Origin of the sequence: Croceitalea sp. P059, from assembly GCF_031846365.1 — a bacterium.
Lineage (GTDB): Bacteria > Bacteroidota > Bacteroidia > Flavobacteriales > Flavobacteriaceae > Croceitalea > Croceitalea vernalis.
Genome location: NZ_JAVRHW010000001.1, coordinates 975,051 through 1,000,826 on the forward strand (window position 1 = coordinate 975,051; position 25,776 = coordinate 1,000,826).

19 protein-coding genes and 1 tRNA gene are annotated in these 25,776 nt (G+C 35.9%); 11 read left to right on the top strand and 9 right to left on the bottom strand.

Going from position 1 to position 25,776, the window contains the following annotated elements; all coding sequences use genetic code 11:
- Nucleotides 1–91: 91 nt before the first annotated feature.
- Nucleotides 92–655: a hypothetical protein gene (locus RM542_RS04435; RefSeq protein ID WP_311384507.1), complete on the bottom strand. Its 564-nt coding sequence runs from the start codon at nt 653–655 to the stop codon at nt 92–94.
- Between the two features lie 333 nt (nt 656–988).
- On the opposite strand from RM542_RS04435, the gene RM542_RS04440 reads away from it, so the two are divergent.
- The 3 genes from RM542_RS04440 to RM542_RS04450 all read left to right on the top strand — a co-directional run bounded on the left by RM542_RS04440 (nt 989) and on the right by RM542_RS04450 (nt 3,835).
- Nucleotides 989–1,156 carry a hypothetical protein gene (locus RM542_RS04440; RefSeq protein ID WP_311384508.1) on the top strand — a complete coding sequence of 56 codons (168 nt, stop codon included), beginning with the start codon at nt 989–991 and terminating at the stop codon, nt 1,154–1,156.
- A gap of 65 nt (nt 1,157–1,221) precedes the next feature.
- The gene (locus tag RM542_RS04445) at nt 1,222–3,159 is read left to right on the top strand and encodes a hypothetical protein (RefSeq protein ID WP_311384509.1); all 1,938 of its coding nucleotides are present in this window, start codon (nt 1,222–1,224) and stop codon (nt 3,157–3,159) included.
- A 10-nt stretch (nt 3,160–3,169) separates the two neighbouring features.
- Complete coding sequence (locus RM542_RS04450; protein WP_311384510.1) at nt 3,170–3,835, top strand: DNA-binding response regulator; 666 nt, start codon at nt 3,170–3,172, stop codon at nt 3,833–3,835.
- Nucleotides 3,836–3,936: 101 nt separating this feature from the next.
- On the opposite strand, the gene RM542_RS04455 is transcribed toward RM542_RS04450, so the two are convergent.
- The 4 genes from RM542_RS04455 to dnaE form a co-directional block, all read right to left on the bottom strand.
- Nucleotides 3,937–4,010, bottom strand: a tRNA-Asp gene (locus RM542_RS04455).
- A gap of 120 nt (nt 4,011–4,130) precedes the next feature.
- Nucleotides 4,131–5,060 carry a DUF58 domain-containing protein gene (locus RM542_RS04460; RefSeq protein ID WP_311384511.1) on the bottom strand — a complete coding sequence of 310 codons (930 nt, stop codon included), beginning with the start codon at nt 5,058–5,060 and terminating at the stop codon, nt 4,131–4,133.
- Nucleotides 5,061–5,135: 75 nt separating this feature from the next.
- Nucleotides 5,136–5,453, bottom strand: a complete 318-nt coding sequence (gene trxA / locus RM542_RS04465) for a thioredoxin (RefSeq protein ID WP_311384512.1) — start codon at nt 5,451–5,453, stop codon at nt 5,136–5,138.
- 146 nt (nt 5,454–5,599) lie between these two features.
- A complete protein-coding gene (dnaE, locus tag RM542_RS04470; protein WP_311384513.1) occupies nt 5,600–9,985 on the bottom strand; it encodes a DNA polymerase III subunit alpha in 4,386 nt (1,461 codons plus the stop codon).
- Between the two features lie 253 nt (nt 9,986–10,238).
- Here dnaE and RM542_RS04475 point away from each other — a divergent pair, with 253 nt between their 5' ends.
- From RM542_RS04475 to RM542_RS04500, 6 genes are all read left to right on the top strand, one after another.
- On the top strand, nt 10,239–10,889 hold the full coding sequence (locus tag RM542_RS04475; RefSeq protein WP_311384514.1) for a 30S ribosomal protein S16: 651 nt from the start codon (nt 10,239–10,241) through the stop codon (nt 10,887–10,889).
- Nucleotides 10,890–10,900: 11 nt separating this feature from the next.
- Complete coding sequence (gene rimM / locus RM542_RS04480) at nt 10,901–11,428, top strand: ribosome maturation factor RimM (RefSeq protein WP_311384515.1); 528 nt, start codon at nt 10,901–10,903, stop codon at nt 11,426–11,428.
- Between the two features lie 48 nt (nt 11,429–11,476).
- Nucleotides 11,477–12,907: a sulfatase gene (locus RM542_RS04485; RefSeq protein WP_311384516.1), complete on the top strand. Its 1,431-nt coding sequence runs from the start codon at nt 11,477–11,479 to the stop codon at nt 12,905–12,907.
- A 145-nt stretch (nt 12,908–13,052) separates the two neighbouring features.
- Nucleotides 13,053–13,712 (top strand): methyltransferase, encoded by a 660-nt coding sequence (locus RM542_RS04490; protein WP_311384517.1) that lies wholly within the window; start codon nt 13,053–13,055, stop codon nt 13,710–13,712.
- Nucleotides 13,713–13,768: 56 nt separating this feature from the next.
- Nucleotides 13,769–14,947 (top strand): acyl-CoA dehydrogenase family protein, encoded by a 1,179-nt coding sequence (locus tag RM542_RS04495; RefSeq protein WP_311384518.1) that lies wholly within the window; start codon nt 13,769–13,771, stop codon nt 14,945–14,947.
- 68 nt (nt 14,948–15,015) lie between these two features.
- On the top strand, nt 15,016–16,287 hold the full coding sequence (locus tag RM542_RS04500) for an aminotransferase class V-fold PLP-dependent enzyme (protein ID WP_311384519.1): 1,272 nt from the start codon (nt 15,016–15,018) through the stop codon (nt 16,285–16,287).
- Between the two features lie 538 nt (nt 16,288–16,825).
- Here RM542_RS04500 and RM542_RS04505 read toward each other — a convergent pair.
- From RM542_RS04505 to RM542_RS04515, 3 genes are all read right to left on the bottom strand, one after another.
- Nucleotides 16,826–19,855: a DNA polymerase III subunit alpha gene (locus RM542_RS04505; protein ID WP_311384520.1), complete on the bottom strand. Its 3,030-nt coding sequence runs from the start codon at nt 19,853–19,855 to the stop codon at nt 16,826–16,828.
- Nucleotide 19,856: 1 nt separating this feature from the next.
- Nucleotides 19,857–21,071: a DNA polymerase IV gene (gene dinB, locus RM542_RS04510; protein WP_311384521.1), complete on the bottom strand. Its 1,215-nt coding sequence runs from the start codon at nt 21,069–21,071 to the stop codon at nt 19,857–19,859.
- A gap of 188 nt (nt 21,072–21,259) precedes the next feature.
- Nucleotides 21,260–22,273: a formylglycine-generating enzyme family protein gene (locus tag RM542_RS04515; RefSeq protein ID WP_311384522.1), complete on the bottom strand. Its 1,014-nt coding sequence runs from the start codon at nt 22,271–22,273 to the stop codon at nt 21,260–21,262.
- Between the two features lie 47 nt (nt 22,274–22,320).
- On the opposite strand from RM542_RS04515, the gene RM542_RS04520 reads away from it, so the two are divergent.
- Both RM542_RS04520 and RM542_RS04525 read left to right on the top strand, forming a co-directional pair.
- A complete protein-coding gene (locus RM542_RS04520; RefSeq protein WP_311384523.1) occupies nt 22,321–23,655 on the top strand; it encodes a GntP family permease in 1,335 nt (444 codons plus the stop codon).
- Nucleotides 23,656–23,747: 92 nt separating this feature from the next.
- Entirely contained in the window at nt 23,748–24,704 is a 957-nt protein-coding gene (locus tag RM542_RS04525) for an ROK family protein (RefSeq protein ID WP_311384524.1), read from the top strand.
- Between the two features lie 116 nt (nt 24,705–24,820).
- On the opposite strand, the gene hutG is transcribed toward RM542_RS04525, so the two are convergent.
- The gene (gene hutG / locus RM542_RS04530; protein WP_311384525.1) at nt 24,821–25,774 is read right to left on the bottom strand and encodes a formimidoylglutamase; all 954 of its coding nucleotides are present in this window, start codon (nt 25,772–25,774) and stop codon (nt 24,821–24,823) included.
- Between the last annotated feature and the right edge of the window lie 2 nt (nt 25,775–25,776).

Below are 25,776 nucleotides of genomic sequence, written 5' to 3' on the forward strand. Positions count from 1 at the left end.
AAGCCATCGGTTCGCATGTGCTAGTTAAAAAGAATAAAGGGTTAAGGCTTACAGAAAAGCGTAATGCTAGTTAGCTAAGTTTTCTTATGTGCTACAAGAACATGAGTATACCAAAGGCCACACTTATTGAAATGGTTATTCGCCGCCGGCGAGGCTCGTTCGCTTCTAGTTTGTTTTGCTCGTTCACCAGCTTATCTCTTTTGCGTAAAAATTGCCTTAAATTGATTAACCTAACCCCACTTGGTTCATCAATATTATCAGAGGCGATTGCATCTTCTTCAACAATGGAAGCTTCTGGCCTTATATATTCTTGATAGGGCCTAGGTTTAAAATCAATTAACCAACTAATAAGCTCTATATTTTTTACATGTGTTTTTTTAACACCGCCTTTTAAAAAATTGACTACCGGTTTGAATTTGTCACCGTCAAATTTTTGAATTTCGTTAAACCTATTTTCTTCATTTTCAAATTGAAAAAAACGATGAAGAATTCGTTGGTCGTGTTTTGATTTTCTTTTTTCTAAAAGGCTTAAACAAGCTTCTCTAATTTGGCTGGGTGTTGGTTGCGCCAAATAAAAACTCATTTCTCCTCCTTGTTCGTTTTTGTACTGTTTTAAAACAGCCTCTTGATAACTTTTACTTGTCTTTAGTTCCATGGTATGGTTAGAATTTTTGGAATTGGTATGGAATTCTTAGGAACTATTAGAATTCTTGGAATCATCAAAAAAATAACAATTTACCCCGCATAAGTTTGTTCCTAAGATTGATTCACTATGCTTGGCTAACATAGTTTTTCTAGAAAAATCATTTTTACGGAAATCTGTAATGTGGCTAAATTTTGGCCAATTGGAAAGTAGCTTAAACTACCACATACGATTTTCACTTTCCAAAAAACGGAGTGCTCTAAACTCAAATTAGGATTGGTAAAAATTGAATCTGAGAGAACCTCAGACGGCCACTCCCTTGTCAAATTTTTAATAGAAAATAATATGAAAAGAATAGTTATAGCCGTAATGGCACTGGTTTTGAATACTATGTTATTCTCGTGTGATACTGATTCGGTAGCTGAATCTGATAGTCTTTATGATACTGTTGCAACGGAAGGGGATGATGGAAATACGCCTCCGCCTCCGCCACCACAAGCAGGTAGTAATTAATTGCAAAATAATTACTTACTTTAAGCTGTGCCTTTTAATGGAGGCACAGCTTTTAAACCTAACCATTGCAGAAAACTATTTTTTTCATTTTTATAGTATTTATGGTCTCTTGTAGTAATACGCAAGAGAAAGCAGTGAATGGTAATTACATTGATGATCGTTTACAACAACTGTTCGTAGCATCACAAAACTTAAAAATTACTGAAGAAGAAAGGCTTGCTGCTATAAATAAGGTCTTCTACTCTAATAAATTATCGCTTGACGAAGCCTTTTACGGCCAGGTTTTATATCAGAAAAATTGGCTTCATTTAGCCCTTGGACAATATGATAGTTTAAAACTGTGGCATCAGCACTTTATTACCAAAGTCAGCGGAAATGAAAATGACTATTATCTGGCTGAGCAATATTATTTAATGGCTTATTATTTTGATAGTTATACCAGTTATCCAGATAGTGCTTTTATAAATTATAATTTATCAAAAGGGTATTTTGAAAAATTAAGAGATAGTAATTGGATAGGTAAAAATTTACTTAATATGGCTACCATTCAAAAGGATCAAAACGATTTTTTTGGGAGTAAAGAAACCTTAACTGATGCATTGCCTTTTTTAGAAGGAACCAAAGATAGTACAGCACTTGCCGGAGCCTTTAATACTTTAGGAACCAACCATAGAAAATTATTAAATTTTAGTGATGGCATTAAGTATTATAACCAAGCCATAACAACGACTCAAAGCAAAGCGTTCAAATTAATTTATAAAAATAATCTGGGAGCGCTATATATTGATCAGCAAGAATATGACAAAGCCATTTCAATTTTAACCAGTTTAATTAAAGATTCTATTTCATTTGCAAACCAGAAAGAATACGCTCGTGTATTAGATAACTTAGCTTACGCAAAGTGGCTCAATAATAATCCTGTAAGGGTCAAAGATTTTTTAGAACCACTGCGTATTCGACAACAAAACAACTATAAACGTGGTCAAATAGCTAGCTATACACATCTAGGAGAATTTTACAGTAAAACGAATTCTAAAAAAGCGATTACTTATTTTGATTCGGTGATTCAACTTTCTAAAACTTTAAAAATACCTAGAGCCGAAAAAGATGCTTTAAAGTTTCTCATGGCTTTGCAATCTAAGAAGGTAGACCATTATGTTCGGTATCTGTTTTTACAAGATAGTTTGTATCAAAATGGTTTAAAAGTGAAGACCCAGTTTGCTAAATATAAATATGATGATAAGGTAAGTCAAGAAGAAAATTTACGTTTAGAAAAAAAGAATGCTGAAAAAGAATTGGAAGTGGTAAAACAGCGTAATCAGAAACTTGCGTTCTCAGCTATTGGTAGTTTATTGCTACTTACTATCGGATTTTTGAGTCACTACTTTGCACAACGAACAAAACGTTTAAAAGAACAAAATAAAACTGCCAAATTAGAGGCTATTTATGAAACGGAAGCTGAGCTATCTAGAAAACTTCATGACGATTTTGGGGGTAAACTAAACCACGCGATGATGTTATTGCAGAACGGTACTGATAGCGCTGATGTTCTTAATGTTGTTGATGATCTTTATAATCAAAGTAGAGATATTTCAAGAGAAATTAATGATGTTGATACTGGTCCTGCTTATAAGGATACCTTGATGGCCATGATTGGTAATTATTGCAAAAACACAAAATTAATAGCTACAGGTAGTACTGATGTTGATTGGGCTGAAATATCGCCAATAACAAAGAAAACGCTTTACAAAGTGCTTCAAGAATTAATGATTAATATGCAAAAACATAGCGAAGCTAGCTTGGTATCTTTAGCTTTTTTGCCATCTAAAAAAGTATTGAAAATCAGTTATTTAGATAATGGAATTGGAGCGTCAAAAAAGCAACTACTTTTAAAAAATGGTTTAGGCAATACAGAAAAGCGTATTCAAGCCATTGGAGGAACTATTATTTTTGATTCGAGTAGTGATAAGGGCTTTGAAGCCCTAGTAGAAATTCCGAATTAAAAGGCCTATTATGTTCAACAAAATATTGATTTCCGAAGATTTTCAAGACACTAATAAAGGCATTGTTGAAGCTTTGGAGCGCAGATTTGAGCCGGCAATTATACAAGATGAACTTTATTGTGACAAAGCTTATAACAGGTTTAAAGTCGCCTTTGAAAAAGGCGAGCCGTATTCCCTACTAATTACCGATTTAACTTTTAAAGAAAGTTATGTACCTAGAAGACTTACCTCAGGGAAAGAATTAATACAGGCTATAAGAACCATAGACCCAGAGATTAAGGTGATTGTAAATTCTATGATTGATAATCCGATAGAGATTAATTCTTTATTCTCTGAACAAAAAATAAATGGATATGTCTGTAAAGGCCGTAATAGTATTAATGATTTAATGAACGCCATACAAGAAGTTCATCAAAATAGAACCTTCGTGTCTCCGCAATTAAATTTAAATACGAATGGGAATATTTTTGAGATGGATAAATATGATATGATGATTTTAAAAGACCTTGCCGAAGGTTCGACCAAAAAAGAAATTTCTGAAAAGCTTAAAAAACAGAATATCTCGCCAAATAGTGAAAGTACCATTGATAAAAAGGTAAGTAAGCTGTTTGATGAATTTGGAGCAAAAAATACACATCACCTAATTGCAAAACTTGTGAAACAGGGTAAAATTTAAACGTTAGCATTGGTTATTTTGCCTGGCTTCTGAAATATATAAGGTATTCAACTAAAGAATATTTAAAACCAAAAAAGCTCCCAATTTCTTGAGAGCTTTTGCGGTCTGGACGGGACTCGAACCCGCGACCCCCTGCGTGACAGGCAGGTATTCTAACCAACTGAACTACCAGACCAATGATTTTATCTTAAAAGACGCTAACAACAGTCAGCTTCAAATCTTGTTCAAATTGCTTTTTGCAAAGCGAGTGCAAATATACACTCCTTTTTGGTTTCGACAAACAATTTTTTTTAATTCAAATAAATTTTTGTCGCTCGGTCATAAAAGTATTTAGTACGTTCGAAAAATTGGAACGTACATCTACTTCAACATACTTTATTTTGTATTGTGAGCATTTCAACTTTAAATCGCTTAGGTAGCTCTTCAACTTCTTTTGGTAGGCTTCTTTGATACTATCAGCATATAGGTCAATGTGCTTGCCTGTTTCCACATCAACAAATCGTTTTGGAGTATTATCATAGTCAAAAGCTAATTCATGTTTTGCATCTGTTAGATGAAAAAGAACTACCTCATGTTTGTTGTATTTTAAATGCCGTAAAGATTCAAAAAGCTCTTTTTCTTCAACTTCAGTTTGAAACATATCTGAAAACAGAAATATGAGACTTCTACGATGAATTTTTTCAGCTATCTGATGTAAATAATGATAGGTTCTAGTTTCAGTAGATGAGCTTGACGATGTCGTTACAGCATTCAATTTGCTCAATAACATTTGAAAATGGCGTTCACTACTTTTTTCATTTACGTAAAAGTCATAAGTGTCTGAGTAAATGCTTAAACCTACCGCATCGCGCTGCTTTTTAAGTAAATTCATAATAGCGCCAATGGCAAGAACGGCAAACCCTATTTTGTTCAAATTGTCTATTGCTAAATTTTTGATTTGAGGATAATACATAGACGCCGAATTATCAAGAATCATATGACAACGAAGATTGGTTTCTTCTTCGTAGCGTTTGGTGTATAATTTATCTGTACGAGCAAAAAGTTTCCAGTCTATATGTTTAGTGCTTTCACCACTATTATAAATTTTATGTTCTGCAAATTCTGAAGAAAAACCATGAAAAGGACTTTTGTGAATACCGCTAATAAAGCCTTCAACTACTTGTTTTGAAAGCAATTCAAGATCCTGAAAAAGTTGGCCCTTATTTAACTCTGATTTTATTTCCATTGCGAACCTAAGATAAAAGAAAAAGGTCTGGTTTTCACCAGACCTTTTCTAATTTTTAACTAAAATAATGATGCGCTACAATAAAGCGTCAATAGCATCAGTATAAACTTTCTTTGGCGAAACGCCAACTTGTCTATTTACGATTTCACCATTTTTGAATACTAAAACCGTAGGAATATTTCTTACGCCATATTTAGCTGCAAATTCTTGATTAGCATCTACATCAACTTTGCCGACCACAGCTTTACCATCATAGTCTGAACTTACTTCATCAATGATAGGGCCAACCATACGACAAGGACCGCACCAAGCTGCCCAAAAATCTACTACTACTGGTTTATCACTTTTTAAAACAACTTCGTCAAAAGTTGCATCTGTTATTTCTAGTGCCATGTTTATTTATATTTACTGTTATACAAAGTTAGTCAAATATCTAGCTGTTTCCTTACCATCTCAACATTCGTTTTGATTATCAGGGCATTACTAAAAACTATTATTCAAGCCTTCTTTCGGTTGCTATGGCAACTGAATTTGGTCTTTTAATTTAATTTATAATGAACCTCTTGCTCTTCAAGGGTATGCAATAACTCACTTGTAATTTGTACTTTTTGCTTTCTGCTAGATAAGTTCAATTTAATTTCTTCTTCCATTTCATAAACTATAAAATTCAATGGATGATTACCTTGATAAGACCTTAAGGTGTCTTTTAAAGTGTGTATGCGCTTTTCTTGTAAGGCTGCAATATCTAACTTGATAGTCAATTTTTTAGCATAGGCTTCCATCACTTCTTGTAGTAGCATAAAGCTATTAAACTGCATTCTAGGGTCACCTTTTTTGCCCGTTTCTCTATTAGTCCACCCTTCCTTAATGAAAATCTTTACATAAGCGAATGAATTGATCATTAAAAAATGCCTGAACTTTAAGTATTCTTCTCCAAATATTCTGAATTCAAAAGAATCGGTATAATCTTCCATGGTAAAGGCAGCCCAACCCTTTCCGTTTTTAGAAATTCGGTGCTGAACATCAGTAATAACACCGGCCACAGATAGTTCGCGATTTATGTAATTTTCTATCTCGTTTAAATGTGAAATACCAGCATTGCAAAAGGCTTTAATTTCAGTTTTAAAGTCATCCAACGGATGCCCAGAAATGTAAATACCAACAACTTCTTTTTCACGTCTGAGTTTTTCCATGGTGCCCCATTCTTCGCAGGGTGGTACGATGGGTTCAGGAATTTGTGCCTCACTAATACCACCAAACATGTCCATTTGTGACGAGTTTTTATTCTCTTGATATTTTGCGGCAGATTTAATTACTTTTTCTAAAAAAGTAACATTATCACCTTCGGTATGAAAATATTGCGCTCTATGGGTTGTTCCAAAGGAATCGAACCCTCCAGCAACGGCTAAATTTTCAAAAGCTTTTTTGTTGGCTGCCCTTAAATCTATGCGTTTGGCTAAATCAAAAACAGAATTAAAGTTGCCTTCTTCTTTTCTGTTCGCAACAATAGTCTCAACAGCTGAACGGCCTACACCTTTTATAGCACCCATACCGAAACGAACAGCACCTTCTTTATTAACGGCAAATTTGTAATATGATTCGTTGACATCTGGACCAAGAACCTCAAGTCCCATTCGTTTACATTCTTCCATAAAGAAGGTCACCTGTTTGATGTCGTTCATATTATTAGAAAGCACAGCTGCCATGTACTCCGCCGGGTAATGCGCCTTTAAATAGGCAGTTTGATACGCTATGTAAGCATAACAAGTAGAGTGACTCTTATTGAAGGCGTAAGCTGCAAAGGCTTCCCAGTCTTTCCATATTTTTTCAAGAATTTCTTCTGGATGTCCGTTGGCCATTCCACCCTCCAAAAATTGGGGTTTCATTTTTTGCAGTACGGCAAATATCTTTTTACCCATAGCCTTACGCAAGACATCAGCATCACCTTTGGAGAACCCGGCCAGTTTTTGTGATAGTAACATTACCTGCTCTTGATAAACCGTAATTCCATAGGTCTCTTTCAAATATTCTTCCATCGCTGGAAGGTCATATTTGATTTCTGCCATCCCATTTTTCCGCTGAATAAAATCGGGAATATACTCCATAGGTCCAGGCCTGTATAAGGCATTCATGGCTATAAGGTCATCAAAAACTGAAGGTTTTAAATCCTTCATGTGTTTCTGCATTCCTGGTGATTCGTATTGAAATATACCAACGGTATCTCCTCTTTGAAAAAGCTCATAGGTTTTTTCATCATCAAGCGGAAAATCATCGGGCACCAATTCAATACCATGTTTTGCCTTCACGATTTTGACAGTATCCTTTATTAGGGTTAAGGTTTTTAATCCTAAAAAATCCATCTTTAACAGGCCAGCACTCTCAACAACAGAGTTGTCAAATTGTGTGACATATAAATCGGAATCTTTCGCTGTCGCAACGGGAACAAAATTGGTGATATCATCAGGGGTGATAATTACCCCACAAGCGTGAATACCTGTATTGCGAACCGACCCTTCTAGAGTTCGGGCCATTTTTAAGGTTTGTCCTTCAAGGTCATCACCCTCAGCTATGTTTAATAACTGGTGCACTTTTTCTAAATCATCCGCACGAAATTTCTTCTTTAACTCAGCATCTGACTTTCCAAAGATTTTGCCTAGTTTAGACATGGTGGGTATCAGCTTGGCTATGCGGTCGGCATCACCCAATGGCAAATCTAGTACACGTGCGGTATCTCTAATAGATGACTTGGCTGCCATGGTGCCATAAGTGATGATTTGAGCAACTTGATTAGCACCATACTTATTGATAACATAATCCATTACACGACCACGACCTTCATCATCAAAGTCAATATCTATATCAGGCATGGAAACCCTATCAGGATTCAGAAATCGCTCAAAAAGTAAATCATATTTGAGAGGGTCAATATTCGTAATTGTTAAACAATAGGCAACTACTGATCCCGCAGCTGAACCACGACCTGGCCCCACCGAAACATCCATATTACGAGCTTCTCTGATAAAATCTTCGGTGATTAAAAAGTATCCAGGATATCCGGAATTTTTAATCGTTTCTAATTCGAAGTCAATTCTTTCTTCAATCTCTGGCGTAATCTCTTGATATCTTTTTTTGGCGCCTTCGTAGGTAATATGTCGTAGAAAGGCATTCTCTCCTCGGTTTCCTCCATCAACAGCATCTTCGGCCACTTTAAAGTCTTCAGGAATATCGAATTTTGGAAGTAGTACATCTCTTGCTAATTCAAAAGGCTCCACTTTTTTAATGAGTTCTTCAATATTTAAAATTGCTTCTGGAGCATCTTTAAATAAGGCTCTCATCTCATCTTGAGATTTGAAATAATACTCTTGATTGGGTAAACCATAACGATACCCACGTCCTCTACCTATAGGTGTGGTTTGTTTTTCACCATCCTTAACACAAAGTAAAATATCGTGAGCGTCAGCATCCTCCTTGGCACAGTAATACGTGTTATTACTGGCTATGATTTTTACTTTATGTTTTTTAGAAAATTCTAAAAGCACTTTATTTACGCGATCCTCATCTTCTTGACCATGGCGCATCAGTTCGATATATAAATCGTCACCAAACTGTTGTTTCCACCAAAGAAGTGCATCTTCGGCCTGATTCTCACCAACATTTAAAATTTTACCTGGTACTTCACCGTATAGGTTACCAGTTAGTACTATGATATCTTCTTTGTATTGTTCAATTACTTTTTTATCGATTCGCGGCACATAATAAAAACCGTCGGTATAGGCGATAGATGACATTTTAGCCAAATTGTGATAGCCGTTTTTGTTTTTGGCCAAGAGCACAATCTGATAACCGTAGTCTTTGACATTTTTATTAGTGTGGTCTTCACAAACAAAAAATTCACAACCTATAATGGGCTTTATCTCTTGCGCATTCGCTTCTTCACCTTTTTCTTTTGCTTCTTCATTTTGTGTTTGAACGGCTTTATTATGGGCTTTTACTTCTTTTACAAAGTGGAAAGCACCCATCATATTTGCATGATCGGTCAGGGCTACTGCAGGCATTTTATTTTCTGCAGCGGCTTGAACTAAAGCTTTTATATTGATAGTAGATTGTAATACCGAAAACTGAGAATGGTTGTGAAGATGTGCAAAGGGTGCGTCTTCTAGATGAGCAATATTTTCATTCAGTTCTTCTTCTGATACGCCAACTGTAGCTGTTTCCCAAAGCGCATCAGCTATTTTCTTTGAAGCTTTTTTTAGGTTGATGTGTTTTAACCCTATTAATTCAATTTCTTGAGGATTTGCTTCAGAGAAATTTTTGAAGTAATCAGGCTGAACATCAAGTTGTTCTTGGGTGTATTGTCGTTTGCGAATGAGTTCAAGAAAACAACGTGTTGTTGCCTCTACATCCGCAGTGGCATTATGTGCTTCGGCAAATGGTTTTTTAAAAAGAAACTCATGAAGCTCTGTTAGTGTAGGTAGTTTAAATTTACCCCCTCTACCACCTGGTATTTGACAAAGCTGAGCCGTGTGCTCGGTACATGTATCTATAACTGGTAACTCTTGAAGCGGATTTTCGACACCAAGCCTATAAAACTCAGCTCCCATAATATTAACGTCAAACCCCACATTCTGACCAACGGCAAATTTTGTTCGGCTCATGGCCTTATTGAATTTGTCTAAAACTTCGGCAAGTGGAATACCATTTTGTTCGGCTAAAGCGGTCGAAATACCATGAATTTGTTCGGCTTCATATGGAATATTAAATCCGTCAGGTTTTACCAAGTAATCTTGATGGTCTAACAGGTTGCCCATATCGTCATGCAATTGCCAAGCAATTTGAATACAACGTGGCCAGTTGTCTGTATCACTAATTGGTGCATTCCAACGCTTTGGAAGTCCAGTAGTTTCAGTATCAAAGATTAGGTACATATATTAAATTCTGTCAATTTGGGCTTTTACCTTGAGCAGTGTCCAAGGGCGTAAACCAATTAAAAAGTAAAGAATAAAAATACCTAAAAGAGCTATTTTGATAAAAACTAATTGTAAGTAGTTATTAACCAATAAAAAGTGCGAAATATTTATTGTAAAACTGCTATTTTAATGTATCTTTGCACCCGCTTAATAGTTAAAGCGAAAAAAAGAATTAATAACAAGGGTCGGGCACCCTACAAATTAATGTGATATGCCAGTTAAAATTAGATTACAAAGACACGGTAAAAAAGGAAAACCATTTTATTGGATTGTTGCGGCTGACGCACGTTCAAAAAGAGATGGTAAATTCTTAGAGAAATTAGGAATCTACAACCCTAATACCAACCCTGCAACGATCGAATTGAATATTGACGGTTCTGTACAATGGTTAAACAATGGTGCACAACCTACAGATACTGCGAGAGCTATACTTTCTTATAAAGGTGTTTTGTTAAAACATCATTTATTAGGTGGTGTTAGAAAAGGAGCTTTAACTGAAGAGCAAGCTGAAGAAAAATTTAACGCTTGGGTTTCTGAAAAAGAAGCTGCTGTTCAAGCCAAAAAAGATGGTTTAAGCAATGAAGAAGCTGCTGCTAAAGCTAAGGCACTAGAGGCTGAGAAAGAATTTAGTGATAAACGTGCCGCTGCTGCTTTACCAGAGGTTGAAGAGGCAGAGGAAGTTGTTGAAGAAAGCGCACCTGTAGTAGAGGAAGCTGCGGCTGAAACAACAGAAGCTGTTGAAGAGGTAAAAGAAGAAGTTGCTGAGGTTGTTGAAGAAGTTAAAGAAGAAGCACCTGCTGCTGAAGCGAAGACTGAAGAAGCTGCACCAGAGGCAACCGAAGAAGAAGCTCCAAAAGAGTAATTTTTTAAACTATGCGCAAGGAAGATTGTTTCTACCTAGGCAAAGTTGTTTCAAAATATAGTTTTAAAGGGGAGGTGTTAGCAAAAATTGATGCCGATGAACCTGATTTATACGAAAATATGGAATCAGTATTTGTTTCAATAGGAAACAATCTGGTTCCATTTTTTATTGATAGATGTCGACTTCATAAATCAGCATTACTACGTATTGATTTTGAAGAAATCAAAGACGAGGCTACTGCTAATAGAATCATAGGAGCAGAACTGTACCTTCCTCTAAGTTTACTGCCGCCGTTAACGGGTGATAAATTTTATTATCATGAAGTTATTGGTTTCACTTTACTCGATGCTGTACATGGTGATATAGGCATAATTGAAGCTATTAACGATTCTTCTTCTCAAGTGCTTTTTGAAGCAAAAAAAGGAGATAAAGAGTTGCTCATTCCCGTTACTGATGAAATTGTAACCAAGCTAGATAGAGCATCTAAAACCGTTCATGTGTCTACTCCCGAAGGTTTAGTAGATTTGTATTTATTCTAGAAATTAAAGTTTAAATACTACATTTAGGGGCAACCTTGGCCTTGATAAATGTACCGGAGTATTTTTCTTCTTGTATTTACTTTGTTGATTTCTTGCCAAAAGAGAATCAACAAAATACCGAAATCAGATAGCTTACCTAATATTGTTTTGATTTTTACTGATGACCAAGGATACCAAGATGTTGGTGTTTTCGGTTCACCAAATATTAGAACTCCACATTTAAATAAAATGGCTTCTGAGGGGCTTAAATTAACTAACTTTTATGCCGCCCAGGCAGTTTGTTCAGCCTCAAGAGCAGCAATTTTAACGGGTTGTTACCCTAATAGAATAAGTATTCATGGTGCATTGATGCCAAATGCAAAAATTGGGCTTGCCCATCAAGAAGTTACTATCGCAGAAATGCTCCAACAAAAAGGGTATGCCACCGGTATTTTTGGAAAATGGCATTTAGGCGACCATCCTGATTATATGCCTTTGAATCATGGTTTTGATGAATTTTTCGGTATTCCATATTCTAATGATATGTGGCCTAATCACCCCCAGCAGGGACCTATTTTTGATTTTGACCCGTTGCCATTATATGAAAATGAAGTCGTTATAGATACTTTGACGGATCAAAGCAATCTAACCACCCAAATAACTCAAAAGAGCGTTGAATTTATAAAGCGTAATAAGGACAAGCCATTTTTTCTGTATGTTCCGCATCCACAGCCACATGTACCCTTATTTGTTTCAGATAAATTTAAAGGTAGATCAGAACGCGGCCTTTACGGCGATGTTATAATGGAAATTGATTGGTCAGTCGGTCAAATTATGAAGACGTTAAAAGATGCTCATATCGACGATAATACCTTGGTTATTTTCACATCTGATAATGGTCCTTGGTTGGCTTATGGCAATCATTCAGGAAGTGCTAAACCATTGCGCGAAGGTAAAGGTACTGCTTGGGAAGGAGGGCAAAGAGAGCCTTTCATTGCTCATTTTCCTGGAAAAATTCCCAGCGGCACTACGCTAAAGACACCACTAATGGCTATTGATATTCTACCAACACTTGCAGAAATGGTAGGGGCTGATCTTCCGATAAACGAAATTGATGGCAAAAGTGCCTGGAGATTGTTTAAGGGTGAAACCGAAAAAAGCCCTCAAGACGTTTATTTTTTCTATTATAAAAAGAATGAACTACATGGGGTACGTTATGGAAAATGGAAACTATATTTTCCGCATAGCTATCGTACCATGAGGGGACAAGAACCGGGAAAGGACGGTCTGCCAGGGGAATATAAAATAATTGGAATAAAGGAAATTGAATTGTACGATTTAGAAAATGATATTAGTGAGACCAAAAATCTTGCATTAGAAAAACCCGAAGTAGTTGCCAAAATAAAATTATTAGCAAATGATATGCGCTCACAGCTAGGGGATGCATTATTAGAACTGGAAGGTTCAGAAACGCGGCTAGCGGGCCAGCTAAAAGAATGAAATAGTTTTAATTTAGTAACCTCAATCTGATGCGAGATTAACCTGACCATATGGTTCTAGAGACTTCGCTCTATGTAACAGTATATAAAAATTGAACAAGCCTTTTAAATTCAAACAATTTACAATCAATCAAGATAAATGTGCCATGAAAGTGGGAACCGATGGGGTCTTGCTAGGTGCTTGGGTTTCATTGGATAAGGAGCCTAACTCTATTTTAGACATAGGAGCGGGTTCTGGCCTAATTGCTTTGCAGCTTGCCCAACGTGCAATTGCGGAGACTATAGATGCGATTGAATTGGATGAAGATTCATATGAGCAATGTGTTGAAAATTTTGAAGCCTCAGCATGGGGTGACCGATTATTTTGTTACCATGCCAGTTTACACGAATTTGTTGAAGAAATGGAAGACGAATACGACTTGATTGTTTCTAATCCACCATTTTATTCAGAGGTCGTAACTAGTGGTGACATGGCAAGAGATATTGCCAGGCAAGAACTTTCATTACCATTTGATGAATTGATTAACGGGGTTTCAAAGCTGCTTTCAAAAGAAGGTGAATTTGCAACCATAATTCCTTATAAAGAAGAAGACAGATTCATAAGTTTGGCGCTAGAAATAGGTTTATTTGTCAGCCAAATAACCCGAGTAAAAGGAACGGCTACCTCGGTTATTAAAAGAAGTCTTATTCAATTTTCATTTACTCAAACCATTCCACAAGAAAAGGAATTGGTGATTGAAATAAACCGTCATGAATACACGTTGGACTATCAAGAACTTACGAAGGACTTCTACTTAAAAATGTAACATTATGCGTGTGAAATGTTACATTTGCTTAGTACCTTTGATTAAAATTATTTTGCATGAAGCCTGATTTATTTGAAGCTCCTGACTATTACAATTTAGATGATTTACTTTCTGAAGAACACTTATTGGTTCGTGATGCTGCGCGTCAATGGGTGAAGAGAGATGTTTCTCCAATTATTGAAGATTACGCCCAGCGTGCAGAATTTCCGAATCAAATTATTGGTGGCTTGGCAGAAATAGGTGCTTTCGGACCTTATATTCCCGAAGCCTATGGTGGTGCCGGTTTGGATCAAATAAGTTATGGTCTTATTATGCAAGAAATTGAACGTGGCGATAGTGGTGTTCGTTCAACAGCTTCCGTTCAGTCTTCTTTGGTGATGTATCCAATTTTCACCTATGGAACTGAAGAGCAACGAAAAAAATACTTACCCAAATTAGCATCTGGAGAATGGATGGGATGTTTTGGTTTGACGGAGCCTAACCATGGCTCTAACCCTGGTGGCATGGAAACCAAGTATAAAGATATGGGTGACCATTATTTGTTGAACGGGGCTAAGCTATGGATATCAAATTCTCCTTTTGCAGATGTTGCTGTGGTTTGGGCTAAAAATGAAGAAGGTAGAATCCATGGTCTCATTGTAGAAAGAGGAATGGAAGGTTTTTCTACTCCAGAAACACATAACAAATGGTCCTTAAGAGCTTCGGCCACAGGAGAGCTAATTTTTTCTGATGTCAAAGTTCCAAAGGAGAATTTATTACCGAACAAATCTGGTTTAGGGGCTCCATTGGGTTGTTTAGATTCTGCTCGATATGGGATTGCGTGGGGCGCAATAGGTGCTGCTATGGATTGCTATGATACTGCTTTGCGTTATGCAAAAGAGCGCATCCAATTCGGTAAGCCGATTGCGGCATTTCAATTGCAACAAAAAAAGTTAGCTGAAATGATAACCGAAATAACAAAAGCACAATTATTAGCCTTTCGTTTAGGTCAATTAAAAAATGAAGGGCGAGCAACTACTGCTCAAATTTCTATGGCAAAACGTAATAATGTTGATATGGCTATAAAAATTGCTCGTGAGGCTAGACAAATGCTTGGCGGAATGGGTATAACAGGGGAATATAGTATCATGCGCCATATGATGAATTTAGAAAGTGTTATTACCTATGAAGGAACACATGACATTCACCTCTTGATAACAGGTGCTGATATTACCGGACATCAGGCTTTTAAATAATCAATTCTTCAATTCCTCTTTTCTAATGTATTTTTATAAGGATTCAAATCCTGAAAAACCTATCGAAAATGAGTAATGATTCAAGAAGAAAGTTCTTAACCCGTTTAGGTCAAGGAAGTTTAGGTGCTATTGCCTTACCAGTCTTTGGGAGTAATTTAACTGCAGATTGGAACTCCACAGGATTAGATGCATTTGCCAACAATGAAGACTATTGGCATTTGGTTAAATCTCAATTTCAACTTCTTGAAGGATTGCATTATTTTAATAATGCTTCACTTGGAGCATCATCCACTCATATTCAACAAGCAACAAACCAGTTTAGAAATTTGCTAGATGGTTTTCCTTCGAAATATATGTGGGGCGGTTGGAGAGAAGAGAAAGAAGAAGTAAGACAAAAGGTCGCCAATCTATTTTCAGTCACTACCGAAGAGATTGCATTGATTCATAATACCACGGAAGGTATGAACCTTATTGCACGTAGTTTTGATTTACAACCCGGGGATGAAGTTATTCTAGCGAATCACGAACATTCTAGCGGTCGTATTCCGTGGGAGGTTTGGCAAGAAACTAAAGGAATTAAGATAGTACGACCAGAGTTGCCAATACTTCCTGAAAGTGTTGCCGATTTAGTTGATGTCTATGAAAAAGCTATAACATCAAAAACTAAAGTAATTTCAATGTGCCATATTGTAAATACAAATGGTATGCTACTACCTGTAAAAGAAGTTTCTAAAATGGCGCATGAAAAAGATATTTTGGTAGCTGTTGATGGAGCACAAACAGCAGGAATGTTTACCATTGATTTAAATGATTTAGGTTGTGATTATTATACGGCAAGTGCTCATAAATGGTTATTCTCACCAAAGGGTATTGGGGTGTTTTATGCAAAAAAGGATAGTCAAAAGTATTTGAAGCCTTTGATGGTAGCCAGGGGGCATACTGATAAAAGCATTCGGCGTTTAGAAAATTACAATACTAGGAACTTACCTGAAGTACTGGGGTTGGGTGCCGCTGTAGATTTTCACAATACCATTGGATCAAAGCAAATACACCAACGTACGTTTGAATTGAAACAGTACTTTCGCTCTAAAATTGAGAACGACTCAAGATTTGCAATAAAGAGTCCTGGTTTAGATGAACTTTCAGCTGCGATTCAGGTGGTTGAGATACGAGGAAAGAGTGTAAATACTGCAAAACAAGAACTTTGGGATGATTACGGTATTGACTGTAGACCTATGAGTAGCCATGGTTTAAACGCTTTAAGGCTTTCTTTCGCTATTTATATTACAAAGAGTGATATTGATTATTTAGTTAATGCACTACGTAAAATAGCCGTTTAGTTTTACTTTGATTACATAGTTCTCTTACTTCACTACATTTTAGTTGTGTTACACATCATTTCTTTTAATTGCTATTGAAGTCCTTATACATTTATCATGTAATAATTCAGAAAGTAAATTTTTTCATTTTCATATAGTGTTCTCGTAAAAGAGCCTCAGTCCTAAAAGACGAGGCTCTTTTTAGTTAAACTCATTAGGTTAAATTGTTTTTTGGATGAGATTATTTTTTGACTTTAATCTTGCAGGTAAAAGGATAGAGAGCCATTAGAATTTATGAGTGTAGTGCTTATATCATTAAAAAAACGCGCTTTACCACAAAAGCACCTTGGTTCACAACAATAATTTACAAGGCATGGGCCCTACACCTACATTTACATCATAATAATTAGCTAAATAAATTTTTTCATTTTCATATAGTGTTCTCGTAAAAGAGCTTCGGTCGAAAGACGAAGCTCTTTTTAGTTGGTAGCTATTGAACTCTTTTATACCTATTCATTTTTCTAACTTAGCTAGTTAGTGAAGGGAAGATTTGTTTAGCTTATGAATTACCTTGAATGGGAGAATCTTTTCTCGATGCTCTTGGCTTCATCAATTTTTTACTGGTTTTCATATCGGCATATCTGGGGTCTGGCACATATTTTTGTTTTTGCATTTTGATTACTTCAATACTAAGAAAACCAAATTCACTAACCACTTTGCCGTAAAATCGATAAATACCTCTTCCGTGAAAAGGATATTTAGCTGCTATTGGCGGAAAGAGTACAGTATCAAATACTTCTCCGTTTTGGTCTAAAAGTGTCGCAAAATACATGCGTTTTCCAGTATGTGTGCTTGTGTTTTTTACGGTAACTAAATACCCATAGATATCTATTTTTCTATTGAGGTATTTTGCTAGGTCTTTTTGACCATTTGTTGTTTTTGGACTTTCTTCAAGTAAATTAAAAGGACTACACAGCGGAAAACCTAAAAGTTCCCATTGTTCAAAAGCAGTCTCTAAATATGTGGTATTTAATTCAGGAATCTGGAAATTACGATGCTTAGGTGGAAATAGTTTTGGATGATCTACTCGTTTGGTTTTTGTAAGTATTAAATGTGCTTTCCAAAGTAATTTATGTTTATTAATACCTGTAAAACGAAATGCATCAATACGTATTAAAATACTTATCTGTTCTATTGAAATTAGAACGCGATCTAAAAAATCTTCTAGCGACTTAAATGTTCCGTTTTGCTTTCTTTCGTTCAAAAAACGTTCCATTACACGGTGTTCTAAATCTCGTAAATATAGCATCCCTAAATAAATGGTTGTTCCATAAATAACATTTGAAATTTGACTTTGATTAATACATGGAGGATGAATAGTTGCTCCCATCATTCGAGCGTCATGTATATAAAATTCAGGACGATAAAATCCGCCTCCATTATTAAGTACTGCAACTATATACTCTAACGGAAAATAGGCTCTGAGAAAGAGGCTTTGATAGCTTTCTACTGCATATGAAGCCGAGTGTCCTTTAGCGAAGGCATACCCAGCAAAGCTTGCTACTTGATTCCAAATTTCATCAATTAATTGTGCTGAGTATCCTTTTGTTACGCAATTACTTCTAAACTTATCTTTCACTTTTTCGAACTCGGCACGCGAACGAAATTTACCACTCATTCCACGCCGTAAAACATCTGCCTCTCCCAAATCTAATCCTGCGAAATGGTGCGCTACTTTAATTACATCTTCTTGATAGACCATGACACCATAAGTCTCAGGCATGATACTTAGCATTACTGGATGTGCTTTTTCTTCTGTTCTGCCTGGGGTTCTATGTCTAAGAATATACTCGCGCATCATACCACTTTTTGAAACACCTGGTCTAATAATAGAACTAGCAGCTACTAGGCCTAAATAATTGTCTACTTCTAATTTTTTTAGAAGCATACGCATGGCAGGTGATTCAACATAAAAACAACCCATGCATTGCGCTGTTTTAATCAGGTTATTAATTACAGGGTTTTTATAAAATTCGGAGACATTATGAATGTCAAAGTTTGCTTTTTCAGGTTGGTTTTGTTTTACAATGGCTACGGTATCTTTAATTTTTCCTAGGCCGCGTTGTGCAAGAATATCGAATTTAAAAAGCCCAACATCTTCTGCAATGACCATGTCAAAATGAACGGTAGCAAAACCTTTGGGAGGCATGAATGTTGCTGAAAAAGATTGTAAAGGCTTCTCGCTAATAAGTATTCCACTAGCATGAACGCTAACATAGTTGGGCATACCTTCAATAAGACTTCCATATTTTAGAACAAGCCTAGCCATACTATCTGCTTTTGCCGATGGAATACCTCCATCGCTCAATATATCTATCTCGTCTTTTGGTAGCCCGAACACCTTACCTAATTCACGAATAACCCCCTTTCGTTTAAAAGTTACATAAGTACCTACTAATGCCACATGATCAAATCGATTAAAAATATACTGAGTCATGTGTTCTCTATCACGCCATGAAAAATCAATATCAAAATCTGGTGGGTTGGCTCTATAAAGGTTAATAAACCGTTCAAAATATAAATCAAGATTAATCGGATCTACATCCGTTATATAAAGTATATAAGCAACAATACTATTAGCGCCACTACCTCTACCCACATAGTAGAAATCATTCTTTTTTGCATAAGAAGTAATATCCCAATTGATTAAAAAATAAGAGATAAAGCCCATTTGCTTTATAAGTGTTAGCTCCTTTTCTAGACGGTTTTTAATGACTTTTGTGATTTTTGTGTAGCGTTTAATCAAACCTTCTTTGCATAGTTTTTCAAGAAGTTTTTGATCATCTTCTTTGCTTGTAGTGTAATTTTTTAAATTTTGAGGTTTACGATTGGTTGAAAAATCAAAATGGATATTGCATTGATGAAGTAATCGTTCGGTATTTTCTAAAATGAAGGAGTATTCAGAAAAGACTTCTACAAGATTTTCAATAGGATACATTTGCTCACTTTCACTCGCTACTTCTTTTTCTTCTAGCTTGCTCAAGAGTACATTGTTATCAATTGCTCGTAGTAATCTATGGGCATTAAAATCTCGTTTATTTCTAAAAGTTACTGGTTGTTGAACAACCAGTTTATCACTGTATGTTTTTAATCTTGAAAAGGGGAGTCTACGTAAATCTTTTATAGAAATACCAATAAATTCATTGTCTAAAAATTTGTCCTTTTCATTTAAAAGGACCTTTTCAAAGGGGTATACGGTAAAAGTATTTTCAATAGTTGGTGCCTCTTGAGGTATTTTAATACCTGTATGTAGATGATGTGATAAAAATTTATTCAGCTCTTGGTATCCATCATTGTTTTTAGCAATACTTACAAAACACTGGTCAACACCATTTCTAAAATCGATACCCAAGATAGGCTTGATATTATATTTAGAGGCCTCGCGTACAAAGTTTAAACAAGCTGAGGTGTTATTTATATCGGTTAGCACCAATTGCTTTACTTGGTTTTTTTGTCCTAATTGTAATAATTCTTCTTCAGAAAATGTTCCAAAACGTAGACTGTAATATGTATGACAGTTTAGATACATATTATTGTTTTCTATGCGCCAATACTATGGGTGGTTGTCCATTAAATGGGTTCTGCATTCTGCCAATAGTTTTTGCACCAATAGCCGAAGCTCTAATAACGGCACGGTCACCAAAGCGATTACGTACTTTGTCCATAGCCATATAAAGATTAAGAGCTTCTTCAGTATCATCAAAAAGATTGATTTGATAATTGCCCGATACCAGATGGCTAAACCGAATTCCGACTAGTCGCACCAACATTCGTTTATTATAAAGTGAATCAAACAAACCCATGATTTTTGGAATTAAAATATGGTCAGCGCTTGTATAGGGAATACGCATTTGTTTTGAATAAGTATTGAAATCTGAATATCTAATTTTTACTGCAATACAGGCTGTCAATTTTTCTCCACGCCGTAACTGATACGCTAAATTTTCAGTCATTGCTATGATAATCCCTTTTAGTTTTACAACATCAATAGTATCGCGATCAAACGTACGTTCATTAGAAATAGACTTACGTTCATGAAAAGGTATTACGGGTGTATTATCTACTCCGTTTGCTCGTTTCCAAATAACCTTGCCATTAGCTCCCAGTACACGTTGCATAACATCCATCGGCATTTCTTGTATGGTTTTTACTTGACGAATACCCAGATTGCGCAAGGTTTGGTAGGTTTTATCACCTACCATAGGTATTTTTTTTACCGATAATGGTGCTAGAAAAGTCTTTTCAAAACCAAAATCTATTTTTAACTGGTTGTTGGGTTTGGCCTCATTTGTAGCCACTTTTGAAACCACCTTATTTGTTGAAAGTCCAAAAGAGATTGGAAGTCCTGTTTCTTTAGTGATTTTATGTCGAAGCTCAGAGGCGTATTTGTAGCTACCAAAAAAGCGATCCATACCTGAAAGGTCTGCGTAGAATTCATCAATACTTGATTTTTCAAAAAGAGGTACCGCTTCTTTAATGATTTCTGTAACATTATCTGAAAATTTACTGTAGGTGCCTGCGTTACCTTTAATTACTTTAGCTTCAGGGCATAGTTCTCTTGCCATTTTCATAGGCATTCCGGAATGAACACCGTACCCTCTCGTTTCGTAACTGCAAGCAGCTACAACGCCTCTGTCAGTAGTGCCACCTACCAATAACGGTACGCCTTGTAGTTCAGAGTTAATTTGTCGCTCTACGGATACAAAAAATGTATCAAGATCTAAATGTAAAATGGTCTTATTCATAGTTATCCGGATGAAACCCTGATACCTTATTCAGGGGTAGTTCAATCAACCATTTTGCCTTCAATAGGGTGTCAAAATTGGGTTTTACTAAAAAGGGATAACTAAATTATGGAATATATCCTAATAATTGGAATATATCCAATATTAGATATCAACAAAATCAAATAGTAATAGTAATAGAACTGTTTCTATTCTCTAATAACACATCGGAATCCGGTATGTTCTAGACCAGTATCAGGTGTTGAACTCATTCTAGCAGAAAGTCGATAGCCAGTACAGTAACTTTCAGCACAAAGAAAAGAACCACCACGTACTACTTTTTCTTGGCTTTTATTGAAGTATTTTTTAAAATAACCGTCTTCTCGTTTATCGCGAATTGTATAGGCGTTAGGGTAGTAAGTGTCTAGACACCATTCCCATACATTACCCGCCATATCATATAAACCATAACCGTTTTTGTGAAAAGACTTTACAGCAGCCGTTTTAGTGAAGCCATCTTCTTTACTGTTTATACTTGGAAATTCACCTTGAAAAAAATTAGCGTGTTGAATTGCTTTTGAAAATGAATTACCCCAAAAATACTTCGTGTTTTGAGTGTTACCTTTAGCCGCATATTCCCACTCGACCTCAGTAGGTAAGCTTTTTCCAGACCAATGTGCGTAAGCCATAGCGTCATACCATGAAACTTGAACGACGGGGTGGTTATCTTTACCTTTCAAAGAGCTATTTTTTCCGTATGGATTTTTCCAGTTAGCACCGAGTTCAAACTTCCACCACATAGAGGGGTTGGTTTCGTCAAATATTAGCGCCCCAGGATCATAGGTCACATCATCAATGTTAATAGGTCGTTCAGCAGTGGTAACATAACCTGTGGCATCAATAAATTCTTTAAACTCCTTATTCGTTACTTCATGAATATCCATCCAATAAACAGAAACAATTTCTTCATGAGAAGGTAACTCATCTTCACGAGCTTGATTCGTAATTCCGCCCATACTGAATTTACCACCTCTAATTTTTACCATCTGAATAGTGTCTTTTAATGGATTTTCTTTTACTGGCAGCTTTGAAATTTCTAACAAATAAGATTCATGATAGCTTAGTTTTTTTAATGGCTTAATACTATCATCGCTTTTTTCTTTTATATTACAAGAAGCTAGTAAGATGAGCATAATGCTACTATAAAATATGGTTTTTGTCATACTCAGCAGTCTAAGAATATTTAAAGAAACATAAAAGATAACTGAACATGATTATTTTTTTGCTTTTAGTTAGTGTTGCATTCATCATATTATTTACCGTAAAGTGGAAAATACATCCATTTTTAGCTTTATTGGTTGCGGCTTTGTTCTATGCTTTAGCGGCCAATATGCCCTTTGAAATGATTTTAACTTCCATTGAAGAAGGATTTGGTGGCACCTTAGGAAAAATTGGTTTAGTTATTTTACTTGGTGTAATTATAGGGGCTTTTTTAGAGAACTCGGGTGGTGCTTATAAAATGGCTGAAGTAGTACTTAAAATTATTGGTAGAAAAAGAATTCATGCCGCCATGGCGATTATTGGATACATTGTTTCAATTCCTGTTTTTTCTGATAGCGGATTTATCATCTTAAATCCATTAAATAAATCTTTATCTAAAAAGGCCGGACTTTCAATTGCTGGAACCTCAGTGGCTTTAGCCTTGGGTTTATTATTAACTCATGTTATGGTACCTCCGACACCTGGTCCAATCGCTGCTGCAGCTATATTAGAAGCTGATATTGGTTTGGTAATGTTAATAGGTATTAGCGTAAGTGCTTTGTCACTGATTATCGCAATTATTTACTCTAAAAGAATAGCAGGCAAGACATATATTGACCCTAATCCTGAATTATCTGAAGAGCAGATTACAGCAAAAATGATAGAAGCGCCTAGTGCCTTTAAATCTTTTTTACCCATTCTAATTCCTATTTTATTAATAGTGGGTAAGTCATTGTCAACTTTTTTATTGGATGATACTTACGCAGATACGTCTTGGTTCAAATTTATAGGTTTTATAGGCTCTCCTATTATTGCTTTGATTATTGGTGTACTTCTGTCATTCTTGTTGCCAAAAAAATTCGACGTTCAGTTATTATCTGATTCAGGATGGGTAGGAAAAGCGCTTTTAAGCGCCTCATCAATCATATTAATAACTGGAGCGGGAGGAATTTTCGGAAAGATCCTTCAAAACTCAGGTATTGGAGATCATCTAGCAGAAATGTTGTCCGGGGTTAGTTTGGGTATTTGGTTGCCCTTTATTCTAACTGCTGCAATTAAAACTGCACAAGGCTCTTCTACGGTAGCATTGATAACCGCTGCCTCAATAATGGCACCATTAATGGTTTCCATGGGGTTTGATACTGAAATACAAAGGGCAATGGTGGTCATTGCAATTGGTGCAGGCGCTTTGGTCGTACCTCATGCTAATGATAGCGGATTTTGGGTGGTAACACAATTAACGGGTATGGATATTAAAACAGGCTATAAACTATATACTTTAGGAGCATTAATAACAGGTCTTTTTGCAGCACTCATGGTTTTTTTAATCACTTTATTCGTTTAGAACCTGTTGAAAAATTCTCATTTTTAAGAAATGATTACTAAAAGTTTTCTTTGACAAAAACGAGCTATCTTTAAATACATAATTCTTTGTGTATGGACTTGGTAGTTGGAATCGATATTGGAGGTACCAAAACAAAAATTGGTTTGGTGGATAAACAGGGCAAGACCTATGGTAACACTTTTTTTAGAACGAAAGAGTTTCCAAATCTTGAAGCCTATTTAAGCCAAACAAAAGAAACAGTTGATGAGCTCGTTGCATCACTTGATTTTGAATCAACTATTATAGGATGTGGAATTGGTGCTCCAAATGCTTCCAGTAAAAGAGGTACTATTGAGAATGCGGCTAATCTTCTTTGGAAAGGTCAGGTTCCAATTCTTGAAAAATTTAAAGAAATAATGCCGATGCCAATGCGGATTATGAACGATGCAAGTGCAGCGGCTTTAGGAGAAATGTTATTTGGCAGTGGTCGTAATATGACAGATTTTATAGCCATAACATTGGGCACAGGTTTCGGCGCAGGCATTGTTGCGAATGGACAATTAATTGATGGTTTTGATGGATTTGCTGGAGAATTAGGTCATGTTGACATGACTATTGGTGATGGACGTTTAACAGGTTTGGGAGTACGTGGAGGTTTAGAAGCCTATGTTTCAGCAACAGGTTTAAAACGCACCATTATGTATATGTTGAGTAAGTATATGGATGATAGTCGTTTTAGAACAATAGCCTTTCGTGATTTACATGGTGAAGAAATTACTCAGGCAGCAGAAGAAGGAGATGTTATTGCCATAAGAGCATTTGATTATACTGCTAAAATGATGGCGCAAGCTTTAGCAAATTTTACTGCATTTACGCAACCAGAAGCATTTGTTTTAATGGGAGGATTGACCAATAGTGGTAAATGGATTTTAGATCCTCTGAACAAATATTTCAATGAGTTTTTATTAGACGTTTATAAAGGCAAAGTGAAAATTATAGGATCGGGAATGCCTGGAAAAACTGCTGCTATTTGTGGAGCAGCTGCATTGATTTGGGAAAAACACAAATAGCTAAATTTCTTTTATATCTTTGTATTGTTGTGTTGGGTTTCAACATTGTTGAAACCAGGTGATGCACAAATTGTGCAAACCAATGAAAGGCTTTCCTTATGGGAGGCTTTTTTTGTTTATGCAAATTCCGAATGAAGAACCTTGTGAATTAAGGATGCGGCGAGTTTTGCAGTATTATTATCAATATCATATTTCGGATTCATTTCAGCAATATCAATACTTATGAGCTTACCAGAAGCTATAATAGTTTCCAAAGATTCTAAAACAATATCAGGAGAGAAACCCATTGGAGAAGGAGCACTCACTCCAGGTGCAAATGCTGATGAAAATCCATCTAAATCAATGGTTACATATAAATAGTCCACCTTTTCCATGAAAGCGCGAATCCAGGTATTAATTTCTTTAGCGAATTGAATACGAAAGGTATTTCTATCTACATACGTAACATCTAATTCTTGTGCAGTTTCAAATAAGATTTTGTCATTAGCATCTTTGCGAATACCTAAACATAAATAGTGAAAAGGGTCATTCTCATTTGCTATTTGAAAAAATGGAGTGCCTGAATTAGCTCCTGAACTATCTTCTCTTAAGTCAAAATGAGCATCAAAATTTATGATGCCTATGTTAGGACGTTTATTTTGATTTAATAAATGTTGTTTGATACCATTAAAATGTCCGTAGGCAATATCATGCCCACCACCTATTAAAATCGGCAATACATTTTTATCTAATAATTGATTTACTGTTTTAGAGAGTTGTGATTGGGCTACCTCTAATTGGTCATCGATACAATAAATATCTCCGACATCAAATAATTTTGTTTCAATTGCCAAATGATTAGGCATTTTTGCCAAGGCTTGTCTAATTACTTTTGGACCTTCTTTAGCACCAACTCTTCCTTTATTACGATGAACGCCTTGATCACACGAATACCCAAGAATCGCAAAAGATTTTGACGAAGCAACAAATGCTGATATTGATTTGCATTCAATTTTTTCATGCAAATACAACTGGTCCTTAGATTTTCTACCAGTCCAATTTTCTTTCGATGGGGGATTATAAAGTTGCATGA